Source organism: Tatumella ptyseos ATCC 33301, assembly GCF_000735525.1.
GTDB lineage: Bacteria > Pseudomonadota > Gammaproteobacteria > Enterobacterales > Enterobacteriaceae > Tatumella > Tatumella ptyseos.
The window spans coordinates 19,638-45,669 of record NZ_JMPR01000013.1 but is presented as its reverse complement, the minus strand read 5'-3'; the positions used below and the strand labels follow the sequence as shown (position 1 = coordinate 45,669).

General features: G+C 53.6%; 22 protein-coding genes and 1 pseudogene. 9 read left to right on the top strand and 14 right to left on the bottom strand.

Annotated features, from left to right (window positions below; genetic code table 11):
- The first annotated feature begins 64 nt into the window (after window positions 1–64).
- Window positions 65–856, top strand: coding sequence for an N-formylglutamate amidohydrolase (locus tag GTPT_RS03630; protein WP_029990697.1), 792 nt, complete (start codon window positions 65–67; stop codon window positions 854–856).
- A 601-nt stretch (window positions 857–1,457) separates the two neighbouring features.
- Window positions 1,458–2,929 (top strand): annotated as a pseudogene (gene proP / locus GTPT_RS03620) (glycine betaine/L-proline transporter ProP).
- A gap of 458 nt (window positions 2,930–3,387) precedes the next feature.
- Here proP and GTPT_RS03615 read toward each other — a convergent pair.
- The 6 genes from GTPT_RS03615 to yczR all read right to left on the bottom strand — a co-directional run bounded on the left by GTPT_RS03615 (window position 3,388) and on the right by yczR (window position 10,203).
- On the bottom strand, window positions 3,388–4,065 hold the full coding sequence (locus GTPT_RS03615) for an ABC transporter ATP-binding protein (protein ID WP_025904105.1): 678 nt from the start codon (window positions 4,063–4,065) through the stop codon (window positions 3,388–3,390).
- A complete protein-coding gene (locus tag GTPT_RS03610) occupies window positions 4,062–4,901 on the bottom strand; it encodes an ABC transporter ATP-binding protein (RefSeq protein ID WP_025904104.1) in 840 nt (279 codons plus the stop codon). Before GTPT_RS03610 ends, GTPT_RS03615 begins: the two co-directional genes overlap by 4 nt.
- The gene (locus tag GTPT_RS03605) at window positions 4,891–5,742 is read right to left on the bottom strand and encodes an ABC transporter permease (RefSeq protein WP_029990701.1); all 852 of its coding nucleotides are present in this window, start codon (window positions 5,740–5,742) and stop codon (window positions 4,891–4,893) included. The genes GTPT_RS03610 and GTPT_RS03605 overlap by 11 nt, the downstream gene beginning before the upstream one ends.
- Window positions 5,739–6,791 (bottom strand): ABC transporter permease, encoded by a 1,053-nt coding sequence (locus tag GTPT_RS03600; protein ID WP_029990703.1) that lies wholly within the window; start codon window positions 6,789–6,791, stop codon window positions 5,739–5,741. The genes GTPT_RS03605 and GTPT_RS03600 overlap by 4 nt, the downstream gene beginning before the upstream one ends.
- Window positions 6,791–8,359, bottom strand: a complete 1,569-nt coding sequence (locus GTPT_RS03595) for an ABC transporter substrate-binding protein (protein ID WP_029990705.1) — start codon at window positions 8,357–8,359, stop codon at window positions 6,791–6,793. The genes GTPT_RS03600 and GTPT_RS03595 overlap by 1 nt, the downstream gene beginning before the upstream one ends.
- Window positions 8,360–8,772: 413 nt before the next feature.
- Window positions 8,773–10,203 (bottom strand): MocR-like transcription factor YczR, encoded by a 1,431-nt coding sequence (yczR, locus tag GTPT_RS03585; protein WP_051170810.1) that lies wholly within the window; start codon window positions 10,201–10,203, stop codon window positions 8,773–8,775.
- Between the two features lie 90 nt (window positions 10,204–10,293).
- Here yczR and yczE point away from each other — a divergent pair, with 90 nt between their 5' ends.
- The 3 genes from yczE (at window position 10,294) to GTPT_RS03570 (ending at window position 12,633) form a co-directional block, all read left to right on the top strand.
- Window positions 10,294–10,911 carry a membrane protein YczE gene (gene yczE / locus GTPT_RS03580; RefSeq protein ID WP_029990708.1) on the top strand — a complete coding sequence of 206 codons (618 nt, stop codon included), beginning with the start codon at window positions 10,294–10,296 and terminating at the stop codon, window positions 10,909–10,911.
- Window positions 10,912–11,343: 432 nt separating this feature from the next.
- Window positions 11,344–12,216: a helix-turn-helix domain-containing protein gene (locus GTPT_RS16675; RefSeq protein ID WP_051170812.1), complete on the top strand. Its 873-nt coding sequence runs from the start codon at window positions 11,344–11,346 to the stop codon at window positions 12,214–12,216.
- Between the two features lie 99 nt (window positions 12,217–12,315).
- Complete coding sequence (locus tag GTPT_RS03570; RefSeq protein WP_025904096.1) at window positions 12,316–12,633, top strand: hypothetical protein; 318 nt, start codon at window positions 12,316–12,318, stop codon at window positions 12,631–12,633.
- Between the two features lie 147 nt (window positions 12,634–12,780).
- On the opposite strand, the gene GTPT_RS03565 is transcribed toward GTPT_RS03570, so the two are convergent.
- On the bottom strand, window positions 12,781–13,968 hold the full coding sequence (locus GTPT_RS03565; RefSeq protein WP_025904095.1) for a BaiN/RdsA family NAD(P)/FAD-dependent oxidoreductase: 1,188 nt from the start codon (window positions 13,966–13,968) through the stop codon (window positions 12,781–12,783).
- Between the two features lie 233 nt (window positions 13,969–14,201).
- On the opposite strand from GTPT_RS03565, the gene pitA reads away from it, so the two are divergent.
- Window positions 14,202–15,689 carry an inorganic phosphate transporter PitA gene (gene pitA, locus GTPT_RS03560; RefSeq protein WP_029990710.1) on the top strand — a complete coding sequence of 496 codons (1,488 nt, stop codon included), beginning with the start codon at window positions 14,202–14,204 and terminating at the stop codon, window positions 15,687–15,689.
- A 219-nt stretch (window positions 15,690–15,908) separates the two neighbouring features.
- Here pitA and uspB read toward each other — a convergent pair whose 3' ends face one another.
- Window positions 15,909–16,244, bottom strand: a complete 336-nt coding sequence (gene uspB / locus GTPT_RS03555) for a universal stress protein UspB (protein WP_025904094.1) — start codon at window positions 16,242–16,244, stop codon at window positions 15,909–15,911.
- A gap of 303 nt (window positions 16,245–16,547) precedes the next feature.
- Here uspB and uspA point away from each other — a divergent pair, with 303 nt between their 5' ends.
- The gene (gene uspA, locus GTPT_RS03550) at window positions 16,548–16,979 is read left to right on the top strand and encodes a universal stress protein UspA (protein WP_025904093.1); all 432 of its coding nucleotides are present in this window, start codon (window positions 16,548–16,550) and stop codon (window positions 16,977–16,979) included.
- Window positions 16,980–17,030: 51 nt separating this feature from the next.
- Here uspA and rsmJ read toward each other — a convergent pair whose 3' ends face one another.
- A complete protein-coding gene (rsmJ, locus tag GTPT_RS03545) occupies window positions 17,031–17,801 on the bottom strand; it encodes a 16S rRNA (guanine(1516)-N(2))-methyltransferase RsmJ (RefSeq protein ID WP_029990711.1) in 771 nt (256 codons plus the stop codon).
- 6 nt (window positions 17,802–17,807) lie between these two features.
- Window positions 17,808–19,850, bottom strand: coding sequence for an oligopeptidase A (gene prlC, locus GTPT_RS03540; RefSeq protein ID WP_029990712.1), 2,043 nt, complete (start codon window positions 19,848–19,850; stop codon window positions 17,808–17,810).
- Window positions 19,851–20,192: 342 nt separating this feature from the next.
- On the opposite strand from prlC, the gene GTPT_RS03535 reads away from it, so the two are divergent.
- Entirely contained in the window at window positions 20,193–21,035 is an 843-nt protein-coding gene (locus GTPT_RS03535; protein ID WP_025904090.1) for a 23S rRNA (adenine(2030)-N(6))-methyltransferase RlmJ, read from the top strand.
- Window positions 21,036–21,039: 4 nt separating this feature from the next.
- Here GTPT_RS03535 and rnz read toward each other — a convergent pair whose 3' ends face one another.
- Window positions 21,040–21,948, bottom strand: a complete 909-nt coding sequence (gene rnz / locus GTPT_RS03530; RefSeq protein WP_025904089.1) for a ribonuclease Z — start codon at window positions 21,946–21,948, stop codon at window positions 21,040–21,042.
- Window positions 21,949–22,144: 196 nt separating this feature from the next.
- Between rnz and gorA the strand changes: the two genes are divergently transcribed.
- On the top strand, window positions 22,145–23,497 hold the full coding sequence (gene gorA / locus GTPT_RS03525) for a glutathione-disulfide reductase (RefSeq protein ID WP_025904088.1): 1,353 nt from the start codon (window positions 22,145–22,147) through the stop codon (window positions 23,495–23,497).
- 344 nt (window positions 23,498–23,841) lie between these two features.
- Here the strand turns inward: gorA and GTPT_RS03520 are convergent, their stop codons facing one another.
- Genes GTPT_RS03520 through GTPT_RS03510 form a run of 3 tightly spaced genes read right to left on the bottom strand, consistent with a single transcriptional unit; the run spans window position 23,842 to window position 25,389 of the window.
- Window positions 23,842–24,870 (bottom strand): type II toxin-antitoxin system HipA family toxin, encoded by a 1,029-nt coding sequence (locus tag GTPT_RS03520; RefSeq protein ID WP_029990713.1) that lies wholly within the window; start codon window positions 24,868–24,870, stop codon window positions 23,842–23,844.
- Window positions 24,860–25,174 (bottom strand): HipA N-terminal domain-containing protein, encoded by a 315-nt coding sequence (locus GTPT_RS03515; protein ID WP_025904086.1) that lies wholly within the window; start codon window positions 25,172–25,174, stop codon window positions 24,860–24,862. Before GTPT_RS03515 ends, GTPT_RS03520 begins: the two co-directional genes overlap by 11 nt.
- A complete protein-coding gene (locus GTPT_RS03510) occupies window positions 25,159–25,389 on the bottom strand; it encodes a transcriptional regulator (protein WP_038010889.1) in 231 nt (76 codons plus the stop codon). The genes GTPT_RS03515 and GTPT_RS03510 overlap by 16 nt, the downstream gene beginning before the upstream one ends.
- Window positions 25,390–26,032: the final 643 nt, after the last annotated feature.

The window sequence follows — 26,032 nt, the reverse complement described above, 5'->3', positions numbered from 1 at the left end:
CATGCTCATCGGGCTGAGCGTGCCCGCTGTTCTTCAAATCAGTGCTATCAGCAGGAGCTGCCAGATGTCAGATACATTGTTGTCTCCGGATGAACCCGCCCCGTTTACGGTGGTCAACCCTGAAGGTGCCTCTCCTTTTCTGCTGATCTGCGATCATGCAGGAAAACGCATTCCGCGGCGGCTCGGCACGCTGGGATTACCCCCGGCGGAAATTGACCGCCATATCGGCTGGGATATCGGTGCTCTGCCGGTCGCAGAGCAGTTAAGTGAGTTGCTGGACGCCACCTTGATTTCCCAGACCTGGTCGCGGCTGGTGATTGACTGTAACCGGCCACCCGCCGCCGTGAGTTCAATCCCGCTGGTTTCTGAAGCCACCGACATCCCGGGTAACCAGGGGCTATCCGCAGCACAGAAACGGGCACGTCAGCAGGAGATCTTCACCCCTTACCATGAAGAGATCCGCCGGATCCTGGCGCAACGTCGTCTGCGCGGGCAGGCAACCTGTATTATCTCTGTGCACAGTTTCACGCCGGTATATCTGGACATACCGCGTCCCTGGCATATCGGCCTGCTGTATCACCGCTTGCCTGCCTATCCTCAGGCACTGCTGGCGCAACTGAACGCTCAGCATCACTGGGTCGTCGGCGATAACCAGCCCTATTCCGTTTCCGATGAAACGGACTACGCAATCCCCCAACATGCAGAGAAAAATGGCTATCCGTCGGTCGCGATTGAGATCCGCCAGGATCTGATCACTGAGGCAGAGGGTCAGACGGCCTGGGCTCAGGCGCTTGCGCCATTGCTTCAGGCCGCCTGGCAGAACTACCGCAAAGAACATGACGGGCTGTCAGCCTGAGAGTCAGGCTGAGGTTGCCGTCGGGGGGTATTCAGGGCTGCCACCCCGCCGGCGAGCGCTACCCAGCCGATCAGATAAAATGCCTGCGGCCAGGCCGCTGAGGCATACGCCCGCGATAAACGTGACAGAAAGCCGCCTGGCCGGAGGTCAGGCAGCTCCGGCAATGGCTGCTCAGCCGGTTTGCTGCAACAGACTCCGCCAGCGGGGATGACATGACACCCGGCAATGACCTGCTATAGTTAATCAGGAGCAACGGTTCACCCCGTTTCAGCAGGGCTGTTCCCTAAACGAATCGCCCTGGCTGCCGACAGCGCAGCACAGGTGGCATGTATCACCCGCCTCCCGGGCAGTGATATATTCCCCATTTAACATAATAATCAGAATATCAGCCTATTCTTATGTAAATTCCCAGCAATTCTGGTCAAAAACTTGATGTATATAGCATCATTATACTAAGGTAAATATACGTCAATAAGCATTGACCTGATTTAAGCCCACATCACTGGCTTCTTATAGCTTTCATTCCCTTCACTTATTATCAGTTTTATTAATGGCAACGAAAGCTATGCGACGCCCTCATTAATCACGTTTTGAGGACTCTATGACGAGCAACACGACGGAAAAACAGAAGAAGCATTTCTGGAACAAAAAAAACCGAAAGAGCTGACGGTCGATGATATTACTATCGTCGATAACGACATGCTGAAGCGCGCCGTCGGTGCCGCAGCTCTGGGTAATGCCATGGAATGGTTCGACTTTGGTGTGTTCAGCTATCTGGCTGTCACCATCGGTAAAGTCTTTTTTGCAGACACCAGCGCGGCTGCACAGCTTATCGCCACCTTCGGTACCTTTGCTGCCGCCTTCCTGGTGCGTCCTTTAGGCGGTATGGTCTTTGGCCCGCTGGGAGACCGGTATGGTCGCCAGAAAATTCTGGCGATCACCATGATTATGATGGCCATCGGCACATTCTGTATCGGGCTGATCCCTTCTTATAACAGTATCGGCATTATGGCGCCTATCCTGTTACTGGCCGCGCGTCTGCTGCAGGGCTTCTCCACCGGCGGGGAATATGGTGGTGCTGCGACCTTTATCGCTGAATACTCCACCGATAAGCGCCGTGGATTTATGGGCAGTTTCCTGGAGTTCGGTACTCTGGGGGGTTATCTGCTGGGTGCCGGTCTGGTGACAGGACTGACCTCCGTGATGCCTGCACAGACCATGCTGGACTGGGGATGGAGAATTCCGTTCTTTATTGCCGCACCGCTCGGCCTGTTCGGTTTGTATGTGCGTTTAAAACTGGAAGAAACACCAGCATTCCAGCAACACATGGAAAAACAGGAAGCCCTGGAGCACAGCAAGCCGCGCCTGGGTCTGTTCCAGATGATGCATAAATACCGCGCCCAGATGCTGAAATGTATCGGTCTGGTATTGCTGTTCAATGTCTCAAACTACATGCTGACATCGTATATGCCAAGCTACCTGACCGGTATTCTGGGTCTGAGCGAGTTAAGCAGCCTGATCCTGGTGATGGTGGTGATGTTTGTGATGATGCCTCTGACCCTGTTCTGGGGCCACTGGACAGATAAAGTGGGTCGTCGTCCGGTGATTGCCGGGGGTGCAATTGGTCTGATTATTCTGTCCGTTCCCTGCCTGATGCTGATTGGTTCAGGGAGCATGTGGGGCGTCTTTTTCGGCCTGATCATTCTTGGTTTCGTCCATACCTGTTTCAGCGGCACCATGCCTGCCACCTTGCCGGCATTATTTACCACCGATATCCGTTACAGTGCCCTGGCGATCGGATTTAACCTCTCCGTCTCACTGTTCGGTGGTACGACACCGTTGCTGACCGCATGGCTGGTTGAGAAAACACATAACCTGATGATCCCGGCTTACTACCTGATGGCCGCCGGGGTGATTGGTCTGATCACCGTATTTACTCTGCGTGAAACAGCCCGTAAGCCACTGCGTGGCTCAACACCTGCTGTCGCCACTAAAGCAGAAGCGCTGAACCTGATCAAAAAGCTCCAGCGCCGCAACAAGAAAACTGACGCGAAAAACACGACACCACAGTAATTTTTGCGGTCATTCCCGCCGGGCACCTTGCCCGGCGTTTTTTTATCTGCCCTCCGGCCAGCATTCCCTCGTCTGTTCCCTTTGTCGTTCTGACACCCGTGAACCGCGAACCGATCTCCTTGTTCTTTCTGCATCCCGCGACCGGCCCCGGAACCCCTGCGGCGATATTTCCATGCGGTAAACGGGTATCACTCCTGCTCTCCGCCCGGCTCAGCTCAGGGCAGACATCAGGCTCTCCTGTCCGTAACCGCCTTTGCCGCAAACACGGGTTTCGCTGCATAGCGGCCCTGCAAAGTATGACGGGTGGTAAGGAACAGGCACGGACGTCAGAACACTATCGATGGGTGGATGACAGGGGAAAAAAAGTCGCAAGGGACGTATCGGCGGGAATAAGGCGTTAAACATGGTGTCGCTTCCCCGGGATAAGTACGGACTTATCCCGGGGTGATGCCGGACGATCAGGCGCTATGGGACAGATGTCCTGCGCTCATCACGACGGAGCGATCACACATATGGTCAATCACATCCGGGTCATGGCTGACCAGCACCATGGTTAACTGGCTGTTTTGTTTCAGATCATTCAGCAGGTTAAGGATTTCCGCCTGCACTGACATATCCAGCGCCGAGGTCGGTTCATCCAGTAACAGGATCTTTGGCTGCAGTAACAATGCGCGGACTATCGCCACCCGCTGACGTTGTCCGCCGGATAACTGATGAGGGTAACGGTCGATTAACGCCGTATCCAGCCCTACCTCACGGAACCCCTGGCGGATCCGGTCATCGATGTTATCGAACCCGAACCGTTTCAGCGGCTCTGCCAGTGTACGGCGTAACCGGTGACGCGGGTGCAGCGAGGCATACGGATCCTGGAATACCATTTGGACATCACGACGCACCTGTCCGGTAAATTCTTTACCCGGTAAAACGTCAGTCCCCGCCAGAGTCATTTCTCCCTGCCAGTGAGGATTCAATCCCGCCATCACCCAGAGCAGAGAAGATTTCCCGCAGCCGGAAGGGCCGACCAGACCAAAACATTCGCCGGAAGCGACATTGAGGCTGGCATCTTCCACCACCTGGCGCAAATGATAGCCCTCCGGGTGATAGACATTCACGCCGGTCAGCCGGATAACACTCATGGTAACGCCTCCAGTGCTGCACGATCTAAGGTGGGTAAGCGCTGACCTTTCGTCGCCAGGCCCGGACGACACGCCCACAAGGTACGGGTATAAGGATGGCTGGCATGGGCCAGTTCTGACGCCGGCAGAGAATCCAGAATCCGCCCTTTATACATCACCATCACACGCTGACAATGGTCTGCGACCTGCTGTAAATCATGACTGATCAGCAGCAGGCCCATATCCCGTTGTGACACCAGGTCCTGGATCAAGGCCAGCACCTGGTCACGCATCCTATGGTCTAACGCCGACGTCGGTTCATCGGCAATCAGGAACTCCGGATCGGTGATCAACGCTATCGCCAGCATAATGCGCTGCCCCATCCCGCCGGATAGCTGATTCGGATAACGTTTAATCAGCTGTTGCGGATTCGGTAACCCTACCGCATCCAGCATTTCGAGCACTTTTTCCCGACGCTGGCGGCGGCTGAGTGACCGGTGCAGGATCAATGGCTCTTCCACCTGCCAGCCGATGGTGCGGGAGGGGTTCAGGGCATATTTCGGGTCCTGCATGACCATAGCGACCTTACCGCCACGTAACCGTGTCCAGTCACGCGGAGTGAGTGTCAGAGCATTATTCCCGGCAATCGTCAGTTCCTGTGCATTCACTGTCAGCGTCGGCGCCAGCAGCCCCATCAGGCTGCGTGCCGTCAGTGACTTCCCTGACCCGGATTCACCCACCAGCGCCACACGCTCACGCCCCAGACGGAATGAGATATCGTTAACCAGAGCACGACCTTCCGGCAGTCCAATGGATAACCTCTCCGCAATAATAAAAGGAGTCGATTCAACTGTCATGACGGCTATCCAGTCGGTCGCGCAGACCGTCACCAATGAAATTAAAGGTCAGGCTGGCCAGCAAAATGGCTCCGCCCGGTGCCGCAGCCACCCACCACTGGTCGAAAATCACTTTGCCCCCTTCAGCAACCATGGAGCCCCATTCCGCGGTCGGTGGACGAACCCCCATCCCCAGAAAGCCTAAGCCAGCAGCGGACAGAATAATCCCCCCGAGACTCAGCGCAGCACGCACGACGGCGCTCGGTAAACAGAGCGGTAAAATGTGGCCCAGAATCAATGGCAGTCCACGAATACCCTGCATTCTGGCAGCAGCCAGATAATCACTGCGGCGCAACTGCTGGGTTTCCGCCCGGGCCTGACGGGCAAACGGCGGCCAACTGGTCAGTGCCAGGGCTAATGCGCCATTCAGTAACCCCGGACCCAGGACCGCCACCATCGCTAGTGCAATCACCAGGCTGGGTAGTGCCAGAAAAATATCGGTAATACGCATCAGGACCCGTTCTGTCCAGCCACCTAAATAGCCAGCCGCCATCCCGACCGCCATCCCGACCGGGACGGTTAATACCAGAATAAAAATGATCAGCACCAGGGTCGGACGGGTACCGTAAATCACCCGGGAAAGCAGATCCCGGCCAAAGCTATCGGTCCCCAGCCAGTGAAGCTCTGATGGCGGCAGTAACCGGCCAGCCATATTCTGTGCATTCGGGTCAAACGGTGCCAGCCAGGGAGCAAAAATCGCCGCCAGCACCAGCAGGGTTAATAATCCGCAGCCAAGCGCCAGTAAAAACGGGATCTTGCGCCGGGATTGGGTCGCAGATGAACGGGAAGTTAATTCAGTCATCGTGTTCTCGGATCTGTGAGCCAGACCAGCGCATCAGTCAGCGCATTGATCAGGATAAAACAGGCACCCACTACTAAGGTTGTCCCCAGAATGGCAGGGAAATCAGCAGCAAACAGCGCATTCGTCAGATAACGTCCCATGCCGGGCCATGAAAAAACGCTTTCTGTTAAGACGGAGCCTTCCAGCAGAGACACATAGGAAAGCATCACCACCGTAATCAATGTTCCCCGGGTATTCGGCAGTAAATGATGCCAGAGAATACGCCAGCGGCTTGCCCCTTTCGCCAGAGCGAGAGTGACATATTCTTTGCTGTTCTCTTCCAGTAAGGTCGCGCGTAACAGGCGGGTAATCGATGCGGTGGATAATAATCCCAGCGTCGCCACCGGCAGCCACAGATGGGCTAATGCATTGATAAACATGGCACGATCACCGGACAACCAGCTATCAATCAGCACAATTCCTGTTTTCGGTTCCAGCGTATACGTATACAAATCATCCAGTTGGCCGGGACCGGCTGACCAGTGCAGTACCGCATAAAACAGCAGCAAGCCCAGCAGGCCGAACCAGAATACCGGGACGGAATAGCCCAGCAAAGAGACAATCCGCGCCAGATGATCGATCCAGCTTTTCGGACGCCAGACCGAAATCAGCGCCAGGCTGATGCCGCAGACGGCACCGACAATCAGCGAGCAGGTGGCCAGCGTGAATGTCGCCGGGAAAGTCCGCAGTAAATCACTGAGTACCGGCTGCCCGGTGCTCTGTGAAATCCCCAGATTACCGTGGGCCAGTTGCTTCAGGTAATCCCAGAACTGCCGCGGCACAGACTGGTCTAACCCCAGCTGATGGCGGACCTGCGCATACGTAGACGCACTCGCATGATCCCCCACCAGCTGTAACACCGGATCGACAGGTGAAAGATGAGACAGCGTGAAGGTAAACGCCAGCAGACCTAAAAGTGTCACTACCAGTGATAACAGGTTACCGGCGAGGCGCTGTACAAGCCGCCCCAAACCCGCAGCGCGACTCGAAGGTTGCGCTGAGGTTGCCATTACTTCGTCACCTGGTTGTAGAACACCATATCCGGGTTCATGCCCTGCTGATAACCTTTCAGATTATCGCGTAATGCGATCAGCTGACGCGCCTGCAGACCAATCACATAAGGCGAACTTTTCAGTACCTGACGCTGCAGTTTCTGATACATCGCGGCACGTTGCTGGTTATCGCTCTCACCGACAGCCTGCTTCGTTTCTGCCGTTAATGCAGGAATATCCCAGCCTGCACGGGCGGCCAGTGTACTGCTGCCATTTTCAGGGTTTGAGGCAAAAGCGGCCGCATTTGAGTTCGGGTCAAAGTAGTCAGGCCCCCAGGACGTGACCGTCGCATCGAATTTATGGCTGGAAATCTTCGCCGTAATTTCACTGCTGATCCCCGGGATAAGGGTAACCTTCACGCCAGCTTTCGCAAAACTTGCCTGTAATGCCTGAGCAATATCCAGATAAGGTGGCTGGTTATTGACGATCAGGTTGAAGCTGACATTTTTCAGTCCGGCTTTCGCCAGGATGGCTTTCGCTTTTTCCGGGTTGTAGGTATATGGCGTATCTTTTAACGCGCCCAGGTAACCATCCGGCAAGAAGGTCTGATGCACAGAGAACTGGCCTCTGAGCAGATCATTAGCAATACCATTATAATCAAACAGATAACGTGCAGCTTCCCAGAATGCCGGGTTAGCCATCACCGGAGAAGACTTCACGTTAAACAATAAATAGTAAAGTGATGCGATAGGGACCGCGACCGGCTTCACGCCGGGTTTGTTTTTCAATGCACTGAACTGATCACTGCCCAGGTTACGGGCAATATCCGCATCGCCCTGCTCAACCAGTAAGAGGCGGGTAGCGACTTCCGGCACGTTTTTGATCAGGACATTCTTAAGCTTAGGCGCTCCTGCCGGAGAGTCCGGGTTGGCGGTCATCAGCAGAACTTCATGCGGGACATAGCGACGGATCTGATACGGGCCGCTACCGGCGGAGTGGGTGTTCAGCCACTGGTGACCCAAATCACCCTGCACCTGGTGGCTATCGGCCTCTTTTTCATCAACAATAGAAGCAACCGGTGCAGATAATAGGCTCAGGACAAAGGACGGGCTGACATCGGCGGTCCAGTGGATAGCAACCTGATTGTCACTCACTTTGGTCAGTTCGCTATCGACGTTCTTCGCGTTCCAGCCTAATTGCGTCAGGATAAAGGAAGGCTCAAGATTCAGTTTCACCACACGTGACAGAGAGAAGATCACATCTTCCGGACGCACCGGGTTACCGCTGGCAAATTTGGCTCCGTCACGCAGCGTAAACACCAGGCTGCGATTATCCGCACCCGCCTTCCAGGAAGAAGCCAGCGTCGGACGCAGATCCACCGGATTTGACGGATCAGATTGCAACAGGCGCTGATAAAGGCTGTTAAAGGATTGTACGGTCGACAGCTCAAAACCCTGTGCCGGATCGAAGCTGATAGCATCATCCAGAGACTGAGCGACAACGAGCGTGTCAGGAGGAGTTGCACTGAACGCGGCCATGGACGTCGTCATCATAGCCAGCGCGAGACCTATCAATGTTTTTTTCATCTGAGTTCCTTGCTGAGAACTAACAACGCACCTGAACCGGAAGCCGTCGTCCGGAACGGGAAGTTAGTTTGTTATTCTTTATTGTTATATATAAACAATTACTTATCACTTCTGTAATTTATCGGATTTTATTAAGTTCGGCTAGGGTTGTCAGCGATAAAGTCGTTTCCTTTACACTGACTAACCCCTGACTGACAGCAGGATCCGCAAACGGCAGACATTCCCGCAGGCTGATCAGTGCCCTTTCCTCCCACACCAGTCCGCATTGAACCATCAGAAACATTGCTATAAATGCGAAAATCGCCGGGCCGGCAGGCTCTTTATACATAACGATATGTCATTCTTATCTTTGTCCGGACAGATGTCATTCGGGTAAAACAACCTCGGCAATACTGATGGCCTGACAGCGGTATTCAGTAAACTGACCGGCCTGAAGGCGGTAACTCCGGCATATCGGGTAACGATGACCAGAGCGGCTGCAGGCGCTGAAAGGCCTGTTGTAATGTGGCTTCATCTGCGCTGAAAGGCATACGCAGATAGCGATCAAACGCGCCTGAAATCCCGAAGCGTGTCCCGGTCCCCAGAAGAATGCCCGCCTCACTGGCACGTGACGCAAAGCGGGTCGCCAGCCGGCCCGGCAGCTCAACCCAGAAAGACAAGCCGCCCGCCGGTACCTGATATTTCCATGCCGGAAACCAGGTCTGCATCAGTTGACCACAGATATCCCGCCGCTGTTGCAGCATCTGCCGGCGCTGCGGTAAAAACTGATCGCTGTTATCCAGCAACCACTCACAGACCACCTGCTCCGTGAGCGGGGAAGCCAGATCCAGCGAATCACGTATCTGCACCAGAGAGGCAATCTGCGATGCAGATGCCCGTATCCAGCCAATCCTTAAGCCACCCCAGTAACTTTTCGACGCCGAGCCCAGGCAGATCACTTCGCCCGGCCGGGCAAAAGCGGCCACCGGTGCCGGCGGAGGCTGCTGATACCATAATTCTGCCAGCGTCTCATCGATCACCAGCGGCGTCCGGTAACGGGCAGCCAGTGCAGTGATTTCCGCACGGCTCTCTTCCCCCATACAGTACCCGGTCGGATTATGGTAATCCGCAATCAGATACGCCAGCCGGGGCGAGGTCTGTGCCAGGGCGGCAGCCAGCCCGCCATGATCCCAGCGTCCCTCTGAAAAAGAGACACCGATTGGCTGGCAGGAAGCCCCGCGGATAGCCGATAGTGCAGAAGGGTAAGTAGGATGATCGACCAGTACCCGGTCACCGGGGCCGGTCAGCCACCGCAGAATCAACGCCAGACCGCTGACCGCACCGTTCACGACCATCACTTCGTCCGGTCGTGTGGGTAAACCACGGGAACAATAACGGCGTGCAATGGCCTCTCTCAGCGAACGTAATCCCCGGGGATCATAGCCCGTGGCAAGTGAATACTCAGGGTAGCGTAGTAAAGCCTGACGAAATGCCTGATGAATTTCCGGTCCGGCACTCAGGGAAGCCGTCGATAAATCCAGCGCACTCCCCGCCGACATCGAGCCCGGGATATGCACAGCATCCTCCGGCAGCGTAATGCGACTGCCGCTGCCCTGCCGGCTTCGCACGAAACCCTGTTCCCGCAACAGGGATAAAGCACTGCTGACCGTTGTACGACTGATCTTCAGTCCCGTGGCAAGTTCACGCTCACCGGGCAGGCGGGTTCCCTGTACCAGTCGCCCGTCCAGAACCAGCAACCGTAAGGCAGACGCCAGTTGCTGCCACAGCGGGATCCGGGAAGGTGTTTGCTGCCAGTTTCCCAGCATTTCTATCAGAGAGTGATGACCAAGGCGTCTTAAAGACATAGAGATCCACTTTATTTAAACTGGCTATTAATTATCGATCCATTTCAGATAACAATCATTTTGCTGTCAACCTGCCACCGGGAAAAAATGATGCTGAAACGACTGATACAACTTTATTGCGGATTAACGATATACGGTATTTCGTGTGCCCTGTATATCCATTGCGGACTGGGTGCTGACCCGTGGGATGTCTTTCATCTGGGCGTCGCCCGCTGGCTTTCGGTGAATGTCGGTACCGTAATGATTGTGACCGGCGCACTGGTATTACTTTTCTGGATCCCTCTGCGGCAACGCCCGGGCCTGGGGACGCTGAGTAATGTTGTCGTTCTCGGGTTGGCCACTGACGCCGCCCTCGCGGTCATGCCGCCGCTCACCTCGCTGGCAGCACGTTGTCTGATGCTGGTGGCAGCCATTATCCTGAACGCGATTGCCACCGTCATGTATATCTGTGCCGGTTTCGGTCCAGGCCCCCGTGATGGCCTGATGACCGGCATACACCGTCGTACCGGTATTTCATTACGGCTCATTCGTACCGTTATCGAAGTGACGGTTTTACTGACCGGCTGGCTGGCAGGCGGCACGGTGGGGCCCGGCACCCTGATTTATGCCCTGACTATTGGCCCGTTAATTCAGTTCTTTTTACCCTGGTTCCGCAACGGCCACAGCGAACTGACACAACGGAAACCTGTCACAGAAAAGTCTGTCTGAGCTGCCACACCCCTTTTCGGAAGTGCCGGTGAGTGATCAGTGAAATAAAAGGGTGCAAAGTCACGAGCCGGTTTAAACAATGATGATCTGCCGGCCCTTATTTATCAGCAACCGGTTCTGCCAATCATGCCATTGCCAGGGAACGCGCGGTTTATCAGGAAGCATGCCCCTTTCAGCCCTTTGTCAGGGGCGGAATACTCAAGGAATAACGGAGATACGGGTATAAACAGCGATGATTATATCCGTGCGGCTATAAATAACGATTTCCAACCGGGTAACATCGTTGAATATTTTCCGGATAACGGAAGTTTTACAATAGTAATTATTAAGTTAAATTATCAATAATTACTATTAAATATATCGTTATCCCTGATTATAGATATTCGTAAACTTTGCCGCTAAGATATTAACAATATCAGGGAGGCTGCGTTGATGAATACATTTACCCGTGATCTGCTGGAGTGGATAGAGAATAATCTCACCGGCAAACTGACAATTGATGATGTTTCAGCGAAAGCCGGCTACAGTAAATGGCATTTACAACGCATTTTCAGGGAAGATACCGGCTTTCAACTGGCCTCTTATATTCGTTATCGTAAACTGAATAAAGCGGCGATGATCCTCAAGATGACCCATATGCCGGCAGTCGAAATCAGCGAGTTACTGGGGTTCAGTACCCAGCAGACGTTTACACGATCGTTTACCCGTCATTTCGGGGCAGCTCCTGGGAAATACCGGGATTCCAGTGAATGGAATTTCCGCGGTATGGTGGCCCGGCCCACCGTTAACCTGTCAGAACTTCCTGAAGCCGAAAGTGTGACCCATGGTCCGGGTATCATTCCCGGCCTGAGCCTGAGCTACTTTTGTGACTATAGTGACCTGGAAGATGTGAATTATCACTGCGAACAACGTAAGCACTTACTATCAAAAGCTGTCTCGGTATTCAAGGGAACACTACCCCAGGTTGTCGCTGAAAATTTCGAACCCGATGCGAACTGCGGTCGTGTAAAATTTACCCTGACATTCCATCGCCATGTACAGGAAATTCGCTACCAGAACGCTTCCCCTGAGAGGTTTCTGCGCTTTCGTTTTTCCGGCACCCGGCAACAGTTGATCAATATGCAGGCGGATATCTACCAGTATGTGATGCCTTTCCGCCCGGAAGCCCGCCGCCAGGGACCCGATTTTTTTGTCTGCCATCCGGAATTGCCTGTCATCTCTCCGGAACTGAACGATACCTTCTCCGGGTCGTACTATATTCCGGTCTCGGCTTCCGGTAGTGACCCACAGCCACCCTGTATGTAAGATATCCGGTACAAAGCCATCACCATGGGATGGGATAAACCGTGTGCGCTGCTCAGGGGATCCCCAGGCACCTTCCCATGGTCAACACCAGGAGTTGCCGTGAAATTTCGTTCCGCATTATGTTTTGCTGTTCTTACTTCAGCCATTAGCTTTACCGCTGCCGCCCAATGGCCACCGGAAACCGGGGCGCAGGTTCCTGGCAATGCCCTGGAGTATCCTACTCGTCTCTCCGCCGTTAACAGTTCACTGGAACAGATGCTGGATCAGGGCGCGGTGATCATTTCTTCGTCCCTCGGGACTGACGGCCCGCTAGTGACTATCCGAAAAGGCAAACATTACATTTTTTGTATGCTGAAAGGTGCCGGTAGCGGTTCAGACCAGAATGTGGCGACGTCGAAATGTTATGCCATGAACTGATATTCCCGGCATGAACAACCCTGTCTTGCTGAAGGCCTCTCCGATACCAGAAGTCAGGCCTGAACGGAGGTTAGCAGACCTTCACTGACGGGCCGCAAACCGGCACAGTGAAGGTCTGATTGCATCACGCGTTACGTTATGCGTTGCTTACAACGCCGCAGCACAGGCGGCAGCAGAACTCCAGGCCCACTGGAAATTATATCCGCCCAGCCAGCCGGTCACATCCACAACTTCCCCGATAAAAAAGAGCCCCGGCACATCACGGGCTTCCATGGTTCGCGAGGAAAGCTGGTCGGTATCGACACCTCCCAGGGTGACTTCCGCGGTGCGATAACCTTCGGTACCGTTCGGCTGCACCGTCCAGCGGTTCAGTTGCCCGACCAGCTGTTGTTGTTGTTTGCTATTCAGCTGTTTGAGTGTCAGGTCAGGCACCACCTCCTGTTGCTGCAGTACCTCGGTCAGCCGTTTCGGCAGCAGTTTTGCCAGACAATTCTTCAGGCTCAGGTTCGGGTGCGTTTCACGTTGCCGGTTCAGGAAGTCATCCAGCGGCGTTTCGGGCACCAGATCAATCTCTAAGGCTTCTCCCGGCTGCCAGTAACTGGAAATCTGCAGCATGGACGGGCCTGAAAGGCCACGGTGGGTAAACAGCATCGCTTCTTTAAACTGCTTTCCACCACTCGCCGTCACCGTCACCGGCACGGCCACCCCGGACAGGGGCTGGAGCTGTTCCAGCAATGGCTTATGCAAGGTAAAGGGGACCAGTGCTGCCCGTGTCGGTAGTACCCGTAACCCGAACTGTGCGGCAAGTTTGTAACCGAAAGGAGTGGCCCCCAGACCCGGCATGGATAGCCCTCCGGAAGCGATAACAAGTTTGCGGGTACTTACATCCATTCCGTTAAGCTGTAACCGGTACTCCCCGTCGGACGTCCGTTCGGTCTGCAGGATCTCTGTCCGCAGGCGCAGAGTAACATTACCCGCCTCACATTCCGCCAGCAGCATATCGACTATCTGTTGTGCCGAGTCATCACAAAATAACTGGCCGAGTGTTTTTTCATGCCACGCGATACCATACCGATCCACCAGCTCAATAAAATCCCACTGTGTATAGCGAGCAAGTGCTGACTTACAAAAGTGAGGGTTTTGTGAAAGGTACGCACCGGGTTCGGTATACAGATTGGTAAAATTACAACGGCCGCCCCCGGACATAAGGATTTTGCGTCCCGCTTTCTTACCATTATCAAGCACCAGAACATTAAGGCCACGCTGTCCGGCCTGAGCGGCACAAAACAGGCCTGCGGCCCCCGCTCCGACGATGATGACGTCAAACTTTTCCATGCTTCCCCCGGCTAAAAACGGCTGATTGTAAAGAGATGGTGTTACGGACTCCAGAATGAAAATTTCTTATATGGCAGGCTTTAACATAACTGACTAATTTAAAAGATTTTTTATAAATTAATTTTCCAGGATTCTGGCCGCAAGCGCAAAAAAAGCGATATTTTCCTTTCCTGAACGCACCTCTCTCGCTGATAATGCGCCAGGTTCATGTCCCCAAAAAATGGCGCAACGTTATGCTACATCTTTTTGCTGGTATCGATTTAAGTACTGGCCTGTTACTGGTAGTGGCCCTGTTGTTTGTTTTGTTCTACGAAGCAATCAACGGGTTTCATGATACCGCTAATGCAGTTGCAACGGTAATTTATACCCGCGCAATGCGTGCGCAGCTTGCTGTCGCAATGGCGGGGATCTTTAACTTCTTAGGGGTTCTGTTAGGCGGACTCAGCGTAGCTTATGCTATCGTCCATATGCTGCCGACCGACCTGTTGCTTAACGTGGGTTCTTCTCACGGGCTGGCCATGGTCTTTTCCATGTTGCTGGCAGCAATCATCTGGAACCTCGGTACCTGGTATTTCGGTTTACCCGCATCCAGTTCGCATACACTTATCGGGGCTATTATCGGTATAGCACTGACGAATGCGTTAACCACCGGTACATCGCTGGTTGAAGCACTCAATATCCCGAAAGTGATCAACATCTTTATGTCACTGATCCTGTCACCGATTGTCGGTATGGTATTAGCGGGCTTATTGATCTTCCTGCTGCGTAAGTACTGGAGCGGTACGCGTAAGCGCTCCCGCATCCACATGACACCGGCAGAACGTGAGAAGATTGACGGTAAGAAAAAGCCTCCTTTCTGGACCCGGATTGCGCTGATCGTCTCGGCGATCGGAGTCAGTTACTCCCATGGCGCTAACGATGGTCAGAAGGGTATCGGCCTGATTATGCTGGTGCTTATCGGGGTTGCCCCGGCCGGATTTGTGGTGAATATGGGTGCCTCAGGCTACGATATTACCCGTACCCGGGATGCCGTTGACCATCTGGAGCAATACTACCAGCAGAACAGCCAGTCGTTGCAAACCATTATTGCACCGGCGCTGACGCCTGCCGCGATGAGTACACCGGTTGAAGAATTCCACTGCAGCAACGAACGTGCGCTGGAAGCGGTCGCTCATGCCCGCGGTATGCTGACTAACCTGACCAGCTATGATCAGCTCACCCCGGACAACCGTGCGCAGTTGCGTCGCTTACTGCTGTGTATCTCTGACACGGCAGATAAAGTGGCAAAACTACCACAGACCAGCGCGCAAAATCAGCGTTACCTGGGTGACCTGCGTCATGACCTGCTGGGCACTATCGAATATGCCCCGGTCTGGATCATTGTTGCCGTTGCTCTGGCGCTCTCTGCCGGAACCATGGTGGGCTGGCGTCGCGTGGCCACAACTATCGGTGAAAAAATCGGTAAGAAAGGCATGACTTATGCTCAGGGGATGTCTGCTCAGGTGACTGCCGCAGCCTCCATCGGGATTGCCAGTTATACCGGAATGCCGGTCTCCACCACGCATATCCTGTCATCTTCGGTGGCCGGAACCATGCTGGTTGATGGCGGTGGTCTGCAAAGTAAAACGATCAAGAATATTGCGATGGCCTGGATTTTAACCCTGCCGGTCTCTGTTCTGTTATCCGCATCGCTATACTGGATTGCCTTGCAGATTATCTGATGCCCTTGTCCTGAAAGAAAAGGCTGCCCACGGGCAGCCTTTTTTATGCGTTTTGCGTAGCCATCAGGCTATGAGGGGCCCTCTGGCCTATGCGCCTGACCGGGGACAATGCCGCGCCCCCTCCGGAGCCGGATCTCCCGGTGATGATATGCCATCCTGCCTGTTAGCCAGGTTTTACCGGCTTTCAGAACATCATGCTAATCCCGGCCCGTGCTGTCATCAATGCAGTATCAGCAGCCCCGCCAGAGCGATGATCACGGCAGCACACAGGGCACTGGTAAGAATGAACTGGCGGCGCACCCGTTCGCAATGAAAGATAAATTCATATTCGTGATGACCGCGGTAACGTCGTTCATAAAGGTAACGGGCCAGTTGCAGTTGCATAGCCGGACGTCCCCGCGGAGTAAAGAAACCTGCTCCGTCCACCTGTTGGTACAGATGAGGGTCACAGGTACGCATGACAGCCAGTAAGGTCCGTAACGCCGAAAAGTACCGCACTATATTTATCGCACAGACAATAACGGTGGCGGTAAAAAGTGCAGTGATAGTCATCATATCGTCTATGTTCCCCCTGAAACTGGTATCACGCGGCCTGCCAAAGCCTCTGGCGCCCCGCGATCGGTTGTCATATGTTTGAAGGCCGGGTTAACGGGTTATATCACGTCCTTTTGACCTGCTTCACACTTCCCGCTTACCGGCCGGCAGACAATACTTCTATACTCAGTTGAAGAGCCGTATGGTAGGATAAATCCACAGAACACAACAGAAAATCGTCATCGTGGTCGGCGGCTTACCCGCTCAGGCGTGTCACATTGTCTATGCTGCTGACCCTTACTTTTCCGCTTTAAGGAGTCTGTCATGTCTTATAAACATATTCTGGTCGCAGTTGACCTTTCACCGGAAAGTCAGCTGCTGGTTGAGAAAGCGGTCTCTCTCGCCAGCCCCTATGAAGCTAAAGTCTCTTTAATTCATGTAGACGTGAACTATTCAGATCTCTACACCGGACTGATTGACGTGAATCTCGGTGACATGCAAAAACGCATCTCCCAGGAAACGCAAACGGCGCTGACCGAACTGTCGACCAATGCCGGCTATCAGATCAGCCAGACACTGAGCGGCAGCGGCGACCTGGCACAGGTCTTACTGGACGCGATTAATCGTTATCAGGTTGACCTGGTCATTTGTGGTCACCACCAGGATTTCTGGAGCAAACTGATGTCTTCCGCACGCCAGCTCATCAACACCGTGCATATCGATATGCTGATTGTTCCTATGAAGGATGACGAATAATCGTCACTGAACCGGCCCCGGCCCTGTCCCCCGGGACAGGGCCGGTTTCCGTCAGTCTGCGCTCTCTGTCACCGGGTCCAGTGACGGGTAGATATCGAACCGGTGACTTTTGGTGACGACTGCAGAACTGGTCGCCACACCATCCAGCGGTTCGGCGTAGTCCGGACGTTTAACCACTATCCGTTTTTTTGCCAGCCACCGGGCCGGTGTCAGCAAAGAATCGGCATCCTCATCGGCTCCCACCAGTGACTGAAAGACCCGCATTTCTTTTTTCACCATGGCGCTTTTCTGCCGATGGGGATACATCGGGTCCAGATAGACCACATCCGGGCGCGGGCTGATTTCTGTCAGTGCCTGCTGACTGGTGGCATGGATAAGCGTCAGACGTTGCTGTAACCAGTGACCAATTTCTGCATCACGATAACCACGCTGCAGACCATCGTCGAGTAACGCAGCCACGACAGGATGACGTTCCAGCATCCTGACCCGGCAACCGGTCGCCGCCAGTACGAAAGCATCCCGGCCCAATCCCGCCGTGGCATCCACCACATCAGGCAGGTAGTTGCCTTTAATGCCGACGGCTTTCGCCACCGCTTCTCCACGCCCGCCACCGAATTTACGGCGGTGCGCCATCGCGCCGGACACAAAGTCGACATAAATACCGCCGAGTTTGGGTTCATCACGCTTTCGTAACTCCAGCCGCTCCGGCGTCATCACCAGCGCCATCGGGGCGGTTTCGTCGTGGGTTAACTGCCAGCGTTGTGCCAGAACAGATAAGGCGCCGTCTCCGGCGCCTGTTTCGTCAATCAGACAAATGTTCACCCGGAATTATCCCCGGATCCCGTAATGCTCAAGCATCGCATCCAGCTCCGGCTCACGTCCGCGGAAACGGGTGAATAACACCATCGGCTCTTCAGATCCTCCGCGACTGAGGATGTTATCGAGGAATGACTGCCCGGTTTCCCGGTTGAAAATCCCCTCTTCCTCAAAGCGCGAGTAAGCATCGGCAGCCAGCACATCTGCCCACAGATAGCTGTAATAGCCTGCAGCATATCCGCCGGCAAAGATATGGCTGAAAGCATGCGGGAAACGTCCCCAGGACGGGGAAGGTACGACCGCGACCTCTTTCTTCACTTCCTGCAGGGTTTCCAGTACCCGGGCGCCTTTCGCCGGGTCATAACCGGCGTGCAGACGGAAGTCAAACAGTCCGAATTCCAGCTGACGCAGAATAAACATGGCCGCATTGTAGTTTTTCGCTGCCAGCATTTTTTCCAGCAGATCCTGAGGTAATGGCTCACCGGTTTCATAATGGCCGGAGATAAAGGCCAGTGCATCCGGCTCCCAGCACCAGTTTTCCATAAACTGGCTTGGCAGCTCGACGGCATCCCACGGTACGCCACTGATGCCGGAAACGCCTGCGGTATCCACTTCTGTCAGCATGTGGTGCAGACCATGACCGAATTCATGGAATAAAGTGATCACCTCATCATGGGTGAACAGCGCCGGCTGACCTTTCAGAGGACGGTTAAAGTTGCAGGTCAGGTACGCGACCGGTTTTTGCACTGAACCATCGGCACGGCGACGGCGCCCTGCGCAATCATCCATCCAGGCGCCGCCACGTTTATTTTCCCGGGCATACAGGTCGAGGTAAAAACTGCCACGCAGCTCACCGCTCTCATCATACAGTTCAAAGAAACGGACATCCGGATGCCAGACATCCACATCCGTACGCTCTTTCGCCGTAATGCCGTAAATACGTTTTACGACTTCAAAAAGACCACTGACGGCTTTGTCTTCAGGGAAGTAAGGGCGCAGTTGCTCATCACTGATGGTGTAGAGATGCTGTTTCTGTTTCTCTGCATACCAGGTGATATCCCACGGTTCCAGGGTATCGACACCGTAATGGGTTTTGGCAAACTCACGCAACTGTGCCAGCTCTTTCTCACCCTGTGGCCGGGCGCGCTTCGCCAGATCACTCAGGAAATCCAGCACCTGTTGCGGGGACTGCGCCATTTTGGTCGCCAGCGATTTTTCCGCAAATGACCCGAAACCTAATAGTTGTGCAAATTCATGACGTAATGCCAGCTCTTCTTCAATCAGCGGGCCATTATCCCATTTACCGGCATTCGGCCCCTGGTCGGAGGCCCGGGTGCCGTAAGCGCGATACATCTCTTCACGCAGCGCCTGGTTCTCGCAGTAGGTCATCACCGGCAGGTAGCTCGGGATATCCAGCGTCAGTAACCAGCCCTGCTGCTCTTTCGCTTCCGCACGGGCTTTCGCTGCGGCCAGCGCACTCTCCGGCATCCCGGCCAGCTCGGCTTCGTCGGTGATAAGCTTGCTCCACCCCATGGTGGCATCCAGCACATTGTTACTGTAAGCCGCGCCGATTTCAGATAAACGGGCAGCGATTTCACCGTAACGTTGCTGTTTATCCTTCGGCAGACCGATGCCGGATAACTCAAATTCACGCAGGGCGTTATCGACTACTTTTTTCTGTTCCAGGGTCAGGGTCGCGTAGTTCTCACTCTCTTTCAGGCTGACATAGGCCTGATATAACCCTTCATGCTGTCCAAGCCAGGTACCGTATTCAGAGAGCAGAGGTAATACCTGCTCGTAAGCTTCACGTAACTCAGGACTGTTCTGCACCGAATTCAGATGGCTGACCGGAGAAAACAGACGCCCCAGACGGTCATCACTCTCTGCCAGCGGTTCACACAATGTTTCCCAGGTATAAGGGCCTTCCTGAGCAACGACTTTTTCAACCGCACTACGGCAGTCTTTTAGCGCTTCGGTGACGGCAGGAACCACATGTTCCGGTTTAATCAACGAAAACGGCGGCAGTATGAACGGTGTCAGTAATGGGTTAGTCATAGCACAATCCTGTTGGTGTTAGAGGGCGCTTTGCTTGCGCAATAAAAGAAGCATGGGGGCTGGCACACAGAAAATCAATGATCCGCCATCAGCAGGCCACGGGGATGCGAAACGCAACGCTTCTCAGCGCCTTGTAAAACATCCCCGTCTTCCCCGCGGGTTCGCTGAACCGGACGGATAAATCATGAGCGTTGCTACTGCGCTACCGGCAATACTGCTATACTCTGCGCCCGCGACAGAGGAGCACTGCCTGGCAGACCCTGCTTTGTCTTTGCCGTGAGGGTGTGACGATAGCCGGGTTTACACCTCACAGAATACAGTTTTTATCAGAAGGTTAACGACATGCTGAGCTATCGTCATAGTTTCCACGCAGGTAATCATGCGGATGTGTTAAAACATACCGTTCAGAGCCTGATCATCCAGTCACTCAGTGAAAAAGAGAAACCGTTTCTCTATCTGGATACTCACGCCGGTGCCGGGCGCTACTTACTGAACAGTGAGCATGCGGAGCGTACCGGGGAGTATATGGAAGGCATTGGTCGTCTCTGGCAAAACCCGGAAGCCCCGGAGCAACTGCAACCGTATCTTTCTGCGGTCAGTGCACTGAATCCATCCGGTCGTCTGAAGTATTACCCTGGCTCCCCGCTGATTGCCCGTCATCTGTTACGAGCGCAGGACACTATCGAACTGACCGAACTGCATCCGACAGATTATCCGTTATTACGTAATGAATTTCTGAAAGATGACCGCGCACGCGTTGCCCGTGGCGATGGTTACCAGCAACTGAAAGCAAAACTGCCGCCGGCGGCGCGCCGGGGCCTGATCCTGATTGACCCTCCCTACGAGATGAAGAGCGATTACCAGGCCGTAGTTGACGGGATCCGTGAAGGCTACAAACGTTTTGCCACCGGGGTATTTGCTCTCTGGTATCCGGTCGTTCTGCGTCAGCAGATTAAACGTATGCTGAGCGAATTACAGGCGACCGGGATTAAGCGCATCCTGCAGATTGAACTGGCGGTACGTCCGGACAGCGACCAGCGCGGTATGACTGCCTCCGGTATGATTGTTATTAATCCCCCGTGGAAGCTGGCGGCAGAAATGGAAGCGGTGCTGCCGTGGCTGCACAAACAACTTTCGCCTGCCGGCACCGGACACACCCTGGTGAACTGGGTGGTCCCGGAGTAATTTCTCAGATTTCGACCACGGCAAAATCCTGTGCCAGTCCGGTGGCTGTAAACACTGACTGGCACTCTGCCAGTAACCGGGGCATATCCTGTGCCCCGTACCGTGAGCTGAAGTGTGTCGCAATCAGCCGACCGGCCCCGGCATCGCGGGCTATCTGTGCGGCCTGTATCGTGGTTGAATGGCCCCGACTGTTGGCTTTCTCTGCCATAGCCGCTTCCAGCGTGGTTTCATGCACCATCACATCCACCCCTCGCGCCAGGCTCAGACTGGCTTCTGCCGGTGCCGTATCCCCGAAAATAGCGACCGATTTTCCTTTCACGGCAGGGCCCAGATACGCGGTGCCGTCAATCTGACGTCCGTCGTCCAGTGTCACGGTTTTTCCCTGTTTCAGTAACTGAAACCACGGACCGGAAGGGATCCCGTCGGCCTTCAGCCGGGCTGCATCCAGTGTGCCGGGTTTATCGTGTTGTTCAATACGGTAACCCAGACAGGGTACGACATGGTTCATCGGGTACGCAGTGACGCGATATTCACCGTCATCCAGCACCACGCCGGCTTCAATCTCTATGATTTCCATCGGGAAACTCACCCAGGAACTGCTGAGTGACAGTGCATTGTCCACGAAGGCTTTGATCCCGGGCGGGCCGTAAATCGTCAGCGGCTGGCTGATACTGGCCATCGACCGGCTGGTCAGCAGGCCCGGCAATCCGAAGATATGATCCCCATGCAGATGCGTGATAAAGATTTTTTCCAGTTTGCCGGGCTTTAACGCACTGCGCATATACTGGTGCTGGGTCGCTTCACCGCAGTCAAACAGCCAGTCACCTCCCGGCGGCAGCGACAGCGCGATGGCGGTGACATTACGTTGCAGGCTGGGAACCCCTGCGCAGGTGCCCAGAAAAGTCAGGTACATGCTATGCTTCCAGTAGTTGAGTCAGACCAGTGGGCATCCTATCACAACCATAGGTGCAAACTTTGCGGCATTTGCCGGAGTCGCGTTACACTGGTCGGCATGAAATACAGTACAGCAGACACTGCCTGCGGCTATCCGGTGATGGCCTGAGCCAGGCACAACATTCTGCTCAACCCGAAACGGACGGACATTTTCAATGACTAAACATTATGACTATCTTGCTATTGGCGGCGGCAGTGGCGGTATTGCATCCATTAACCGTGCAGCGATGTATGGCAGGAAATGTGCCCTGATTGAAGCAAAAGAGCTGGGTGGCACCTGTGTGAACGTCGGCTGTGTACCTAAGAAGGTCATGTGGCACGCTGCACAGATCGCCGAAGCCATTAAGCTGTATGGTCCGGATTATGGTTTCGATACCACCGTAAACCATTTCGACTGGGCAACGCTGGTGAAAAGCCGTACGGCCTATATCGATCGTATCCACAATTCCTATGACAATGTTCTGGGTAAAAATAAAGTCGACGTTATCAAAGGGTTTGCACGCTTTATTGATGCCCATACCGTTGAAGTTAACGGTGAGCAAATCACCGCTGATCATATTCTGATTGCGACCGGCGGACGTCCGAGCCACCCGGACATCCCGGGGGCTGAGTATGGTATTGATTCTGACGGGTTCTTTGACCTGCAGGAACTGCCAAAACGTGTCGCCGTGGTCGGGGCCGGATATATTGCCGTCGAGATTGCCGGCGTGGTCAACGGCCTGGGGGCAGAGACCCATCTGTTTGTTCGTAAGCAGTCACCGTTACGTCAGTTTGATCCGTTATTATCGGAAACCCTGGTCGAAGTGATGAATGCCGAAGGGCCACTCCTGCATACCCATGCGACGCCGCAGAAAGTCGATAAAAATGCAGATGGCAGCCTGACACTGACACTGGAAAACGGCGACAGCTACACCGTCGATTGCCTGGTCTGGGCCATTGGCCGTCAACCGGCGACGGATAACCTGAACCTGGCGGTCACCGGCGTCGAACTGAACGATAAAGGGCACATTGTGGTGGATAAATTCCAGAACACCTCCGTGCCTGGCATCTATGCCGTCGGCGATAATACCGGAGCGGTTGAACTCACACCGGTCGCAGTCGCTGCGGGTCGTCGTCTGTCCGAACGTCTGTTTAACAACAAACCGGACGAGCATCTGGACTACAGCAATATTCCGACGGTGGTCTTCAGTCACCCGCCTATCGGCACCGTAGGTTTATCCGAACCTCAGGCCCGTGAACAGTATGGTGACGACGCCGTGAAGGTATATACCTCCTCCTTCACCGCCATGTATACCGCGGTAACACAGCATCGCCAGCCCTGCCGTATGAAGCTGGTGTGTGCCGGTCCGGAAGAAAAAATCGTCGGTATTCATGGCATCGGTTTTGGTATGGACGAAATGTTGCAGGGCTTTGCGGTCGCACTGAAAATGGGCGCGACCAAGAAAGACTTTGATAACACCGTCGCTATTCACCCGACCGGGGCAGAAGAATTTGTGACAATGCGCTGATCACAGCCCGCATCCGGGTCAGCCGGGTGCTAATGTCTGCATTAAGCCCGTCACCGACGGGCTTTTTTATTGATATTGACCCGCCCTGAATAGCGTTAACACTTTCTGACCCTATTACGGAAAACGTGATAATGACTGAGTTCAAACGTACCCAACGAGATTATCTTTTCTCCTGTAAAATCGCCGCCGGACTGCCTCCGAATATAGCCTGAAGAGCGGCTTCAGCAGGAAATCAGAAGCCGGACTTTTAATCGGTTATCAACTCCCTGAAAATACGGTTTTGACTGGTCGTCCGACAGTCCGGAGATAAGAAGCCTGGGTCATATTTACAACAGGATGGATTATCAGGGTTTATCTGTCATATCAAGCAGCATCATCCGCCTGTTAATATATTGAGTGACCTTTTCTTTATGTTCATCTGACATATAACTGTCGTTGATGATCCCGAAGATTTTTTCTTGTGCAAGCAGAAGCTTATCGAGCTCTTTCTTAGCAAGATTTTCATTCAGTCCTATGCCACGGGCAAACTCCAGGAAGTCATACCCGATATATTCACCAATACCCGAGTCCAGGCCGTCAGCTAATGACTGGTCGCATTCTTCACGCGCCAGTAGCGGGAGGGCCAGAGTCGAACCGAACGATTCATGGTACGGCACAACACTCACAAAATCATAAACCGGCGCAAGTAACAGAGGCCCATTCGCAGGGTGAATAATACCAATATTTCGCAGATGAAAGTCGTTATTTCCGAGCATATAAGCACAAACAACCCGTTTGAAAATTTCTCGTTTCGACTGCAGTGAGCCATCCACGTTCGTTACCAGAAAGCGTGCTGCCTGCTCATAGCTGATCGCTGGCTGCCCCACGGCATTCAGGCCATATTTATCATTCACGGACATCGCACCGTCTAATTGTTCCTGGTGAACTTTAACGCTGCCATGGCGATCATAACGTTCGATAATAAAAGCCAGCTCAGCCCGCTCCTGCCCGTCCTCTCCAGCGAATGGGATCAGCCCGAAACCAGGAATATCAAAGTCCAGTTCCTTCATACAGCACATAATGGCATGTTCATTTTCTGCCAGCCCCGGGAATTGCTCAGGGGAGGGCTTAAGAATATATTCCCCGCTGGTGGGTGTAACCTCAAGCTGGCCCTGATCACTCATCCGTAAAGATAGTTTTGGCTGCACGCCGGAGATACTCATCCCCTTCTGCTTAGCGGGCTGTGTCCTGACAAAATCACTGCGGGTAAATGGCAGCTGATATATATCACTGTCTTTACCGAATAAGGCTTGTGATTCTTTCACACATCGCCCTGCGGCTTTTTCTTTCTGCTTCAACGGATGAAGCCCTATCAGGCACCTTTCATACGTCATTATTTAGCTCCAGGGTAATCGCTCCGAGCAAGTCCTGATTGTTCGCAATCAGCATTCCGAGCAGGTCTTTTTCATCAAGGTGTTGAATCTCCGAATACCGTTTTCTAAGCCATCCTTCGGGCGCGAGTCCCTGAAAAAAGGGATGCAGGACTTCAGAAAAAAAAGGCCCGCCATTCAGGGGTAGACTGAGCGATATTGCACGGCCCTGATAATCAGGCTGATAGCTGAATGTATACCCTTTATCCGACTGAGTCAGCATGCCGGCCAGAGTGCTGTGCAGATAAACCATTACATTTCTATGCAAATTGCCCCCCCAAGCTCACGAACAAGATCGACCACCTGGCTATACTTTGCCTGGTATGGCCGGTTAATCATTCGCTTAAAGGTAGAGAGTGATACGCCAATCTGTAACGACATATCCTCATAATTGATCTGAAGCTCTTTCATGCGCTTTTTCAGTTCAATACTTAGCTCCTCCTCATTCAGAGTGGAAAAAATACGCTCAGGAAAAAGTGTCATATATGAACCTTACCTTGTCGAATTTGACATTATCATTGTCATATATATATCAAAGTGTCATATATGACACCATAATCAGGAAAAAATAAGGGAGTGGCCGTTTTTTTGCCGGCCATATCTGTGTCATAGAGCTATTTTTTTCAGTCTGCAAATAAAGAAAAAATCCCCTCCCGGTAAACACGAAAGGCTCAAGGTGAGCGGTATTTTTTTGCGGATATTTTAACGTCTTTGGCCTGCTTTTTCTTTTATATTACAACTTGCGTCCCGGAGGGGGCTTAAGCCTGCAGAAGTGTTTCAGATACCCGGGACGGCCCCGACGTGGGCCATGGCAAGCCGGAGGATCTCTGCCAGACAATGGCTAAAACTCAGCTGTAGCGGCACACTGAATTTAGCCACCTGAAAGGTCATATGCTCATCTCAGAACATTACAGATGTTTAAATCAAAAGGAATTTCAGCGCAGAGTTTAAACGGTATACTGAAAAGTGGGTTTTTACTGAGCTGTCCGCCAGTCAGGGTACCCTATCCGGATCCCGGAAGAAGGATCTGCAGGCATTGATATCCGTCAGAAACTGCCAACACTTCTCATCCCCGCAGGCCGCACAGTTGCCGGATACCTCTGAACGCCCGTTCCTTTTTGCCCGG

Excerpts from the sequence above, each read along its gene's own strand:
- GTPT_RS03630 (WP_029990697.1), top strand. The coding sequence starts at position 65 with ATGTCAGATACATTGTTGTCTCCGGATGAACCCGCCCCGTTTACGGTG.
- GTPT_RS03615 (WP_025904105.1), bottom strand. The coding sequence starts at position 4,065 with ATGAGTGTTATCCGGCTGACCGGCGTGAATGTCTATCACCCGGAGGGC.
- GTPT_RS03610 (WP_025904104.1), bottom strand. The coding sequence starts at position 4,901 with ATGACAGTTGAATCGACTCCTTTTATTATTGCGGAGAGGTTATCCATT.
- GTPT_RS03605 (WP_029990701.1), bottom strand. The coding sequence starts at position 5,742 with ATGACTGAATTAACTTCCCGTTCATCTGCGACCCAATCCCGGCGCAAG.
- GTPT_RS03600 (WP_029990703.1), bottom strand. The coding sequence starts at position 6,791 with ATGGCAACCTCAGCGCAACCTTCGAGTCGCGCTGCGGGTTTGGGGCGG.
- GTPT_RS03595 (WP_029990705.1), bottom strand. The coding sequence starts at position 8,359 with ATGAAAAAAACATTGATAGGTCTCGCGCTGGCTATGATGACGACGTCC.
- yczR (WP_051170810.1), bottom strand. The coding sequence starts at position 10,203 with ATGTCTTTAAGACGCCTTGGTCATCACTCTCTGATAGAAATGCTGGGA.
- yczE (WP_029990708.1), top strand. The coding sequence starts at position 10,294 with ATGCTGAAACGACTGATACAACTTTATTGCGGATTAACGATATACGGT.
- GTPT_RS16675 (WP_051170812.1), top strand. The coding sequence starts at position 11,344 with ATGAATACATTTACCCGTGATCTGCTGGAGTGGATAGAGAATAATCTC.
- GTPT_RS03565 (WP_025904095.1), bottom strand. The coding sequence starts at position 13,968 with ATGGAAAAGTTTGACGTCATCATCGTCGGAGCGGGGGCCGCAGGCCTG.
- pitA (WP_029990710.1), top strand. The coding sequence starts at position 14,202 with ATGCTACATCTTTTTGCTGGTATCGATTTAAGTACTGGCCTGTTACTG.
- uspB (WP_025904094.1), bottom strand. The coding sequence starts at position 16,244 with ATGATGACTATCACTGCACTTTTTACCGCCACCGTTATTGTCTGTGCG.
- uspA (WP_025904093.1), top strand. The coding sequence starts at position 16,548 with ATGTCTTATAAACATATTCTGGTCGCAGTTGACCTTTCACCGGAAAGT.
- prlC (WP_029990712.1), bottom strand. The coding sequence starts at position 19,850 with ATGACTAACCCATTACTGACACCGTTCATACTGCCGCCGTTTTCGTTG.
- GTPT_RS03535 (WP_025904090.1), top strand. The coding sequence starts at position 20,193 with ATGCTGAGCTATCGTCATAGTTTCCACGCAGGTAATCATGCGGATGTG.
- rnz (WP_025904089.1), bottom strand. The coding sequence starts at position 21,948 with ATGTACCTGACTTTTCTGGGCACCTGCGCAGGGGTTCCCAGCCTGCAA.
- gorA (WP_025904088.1), top strand. The coding sequence starts at position 22,145 with ATGACTAAACATTATGACTATCTTGCTATTGGCGGCGGCAGTGGCGGT.
- GTPT_RS03520 (WP_029990713.1), bottom strand. The coding sequence starts at position 24,870 with ATGACGTATGAAAGGTGCCTGATAGGGCTTCATCCGTTGAAGCAGAAA.
- GTPT_RS03510 (WP_038010889.1), bottom strand. The coding sequence starts at position 25,389 with ATGACACTTTTTCCTGAGCGTATTTTTTCCACTCTGAATGAGGAGGAG.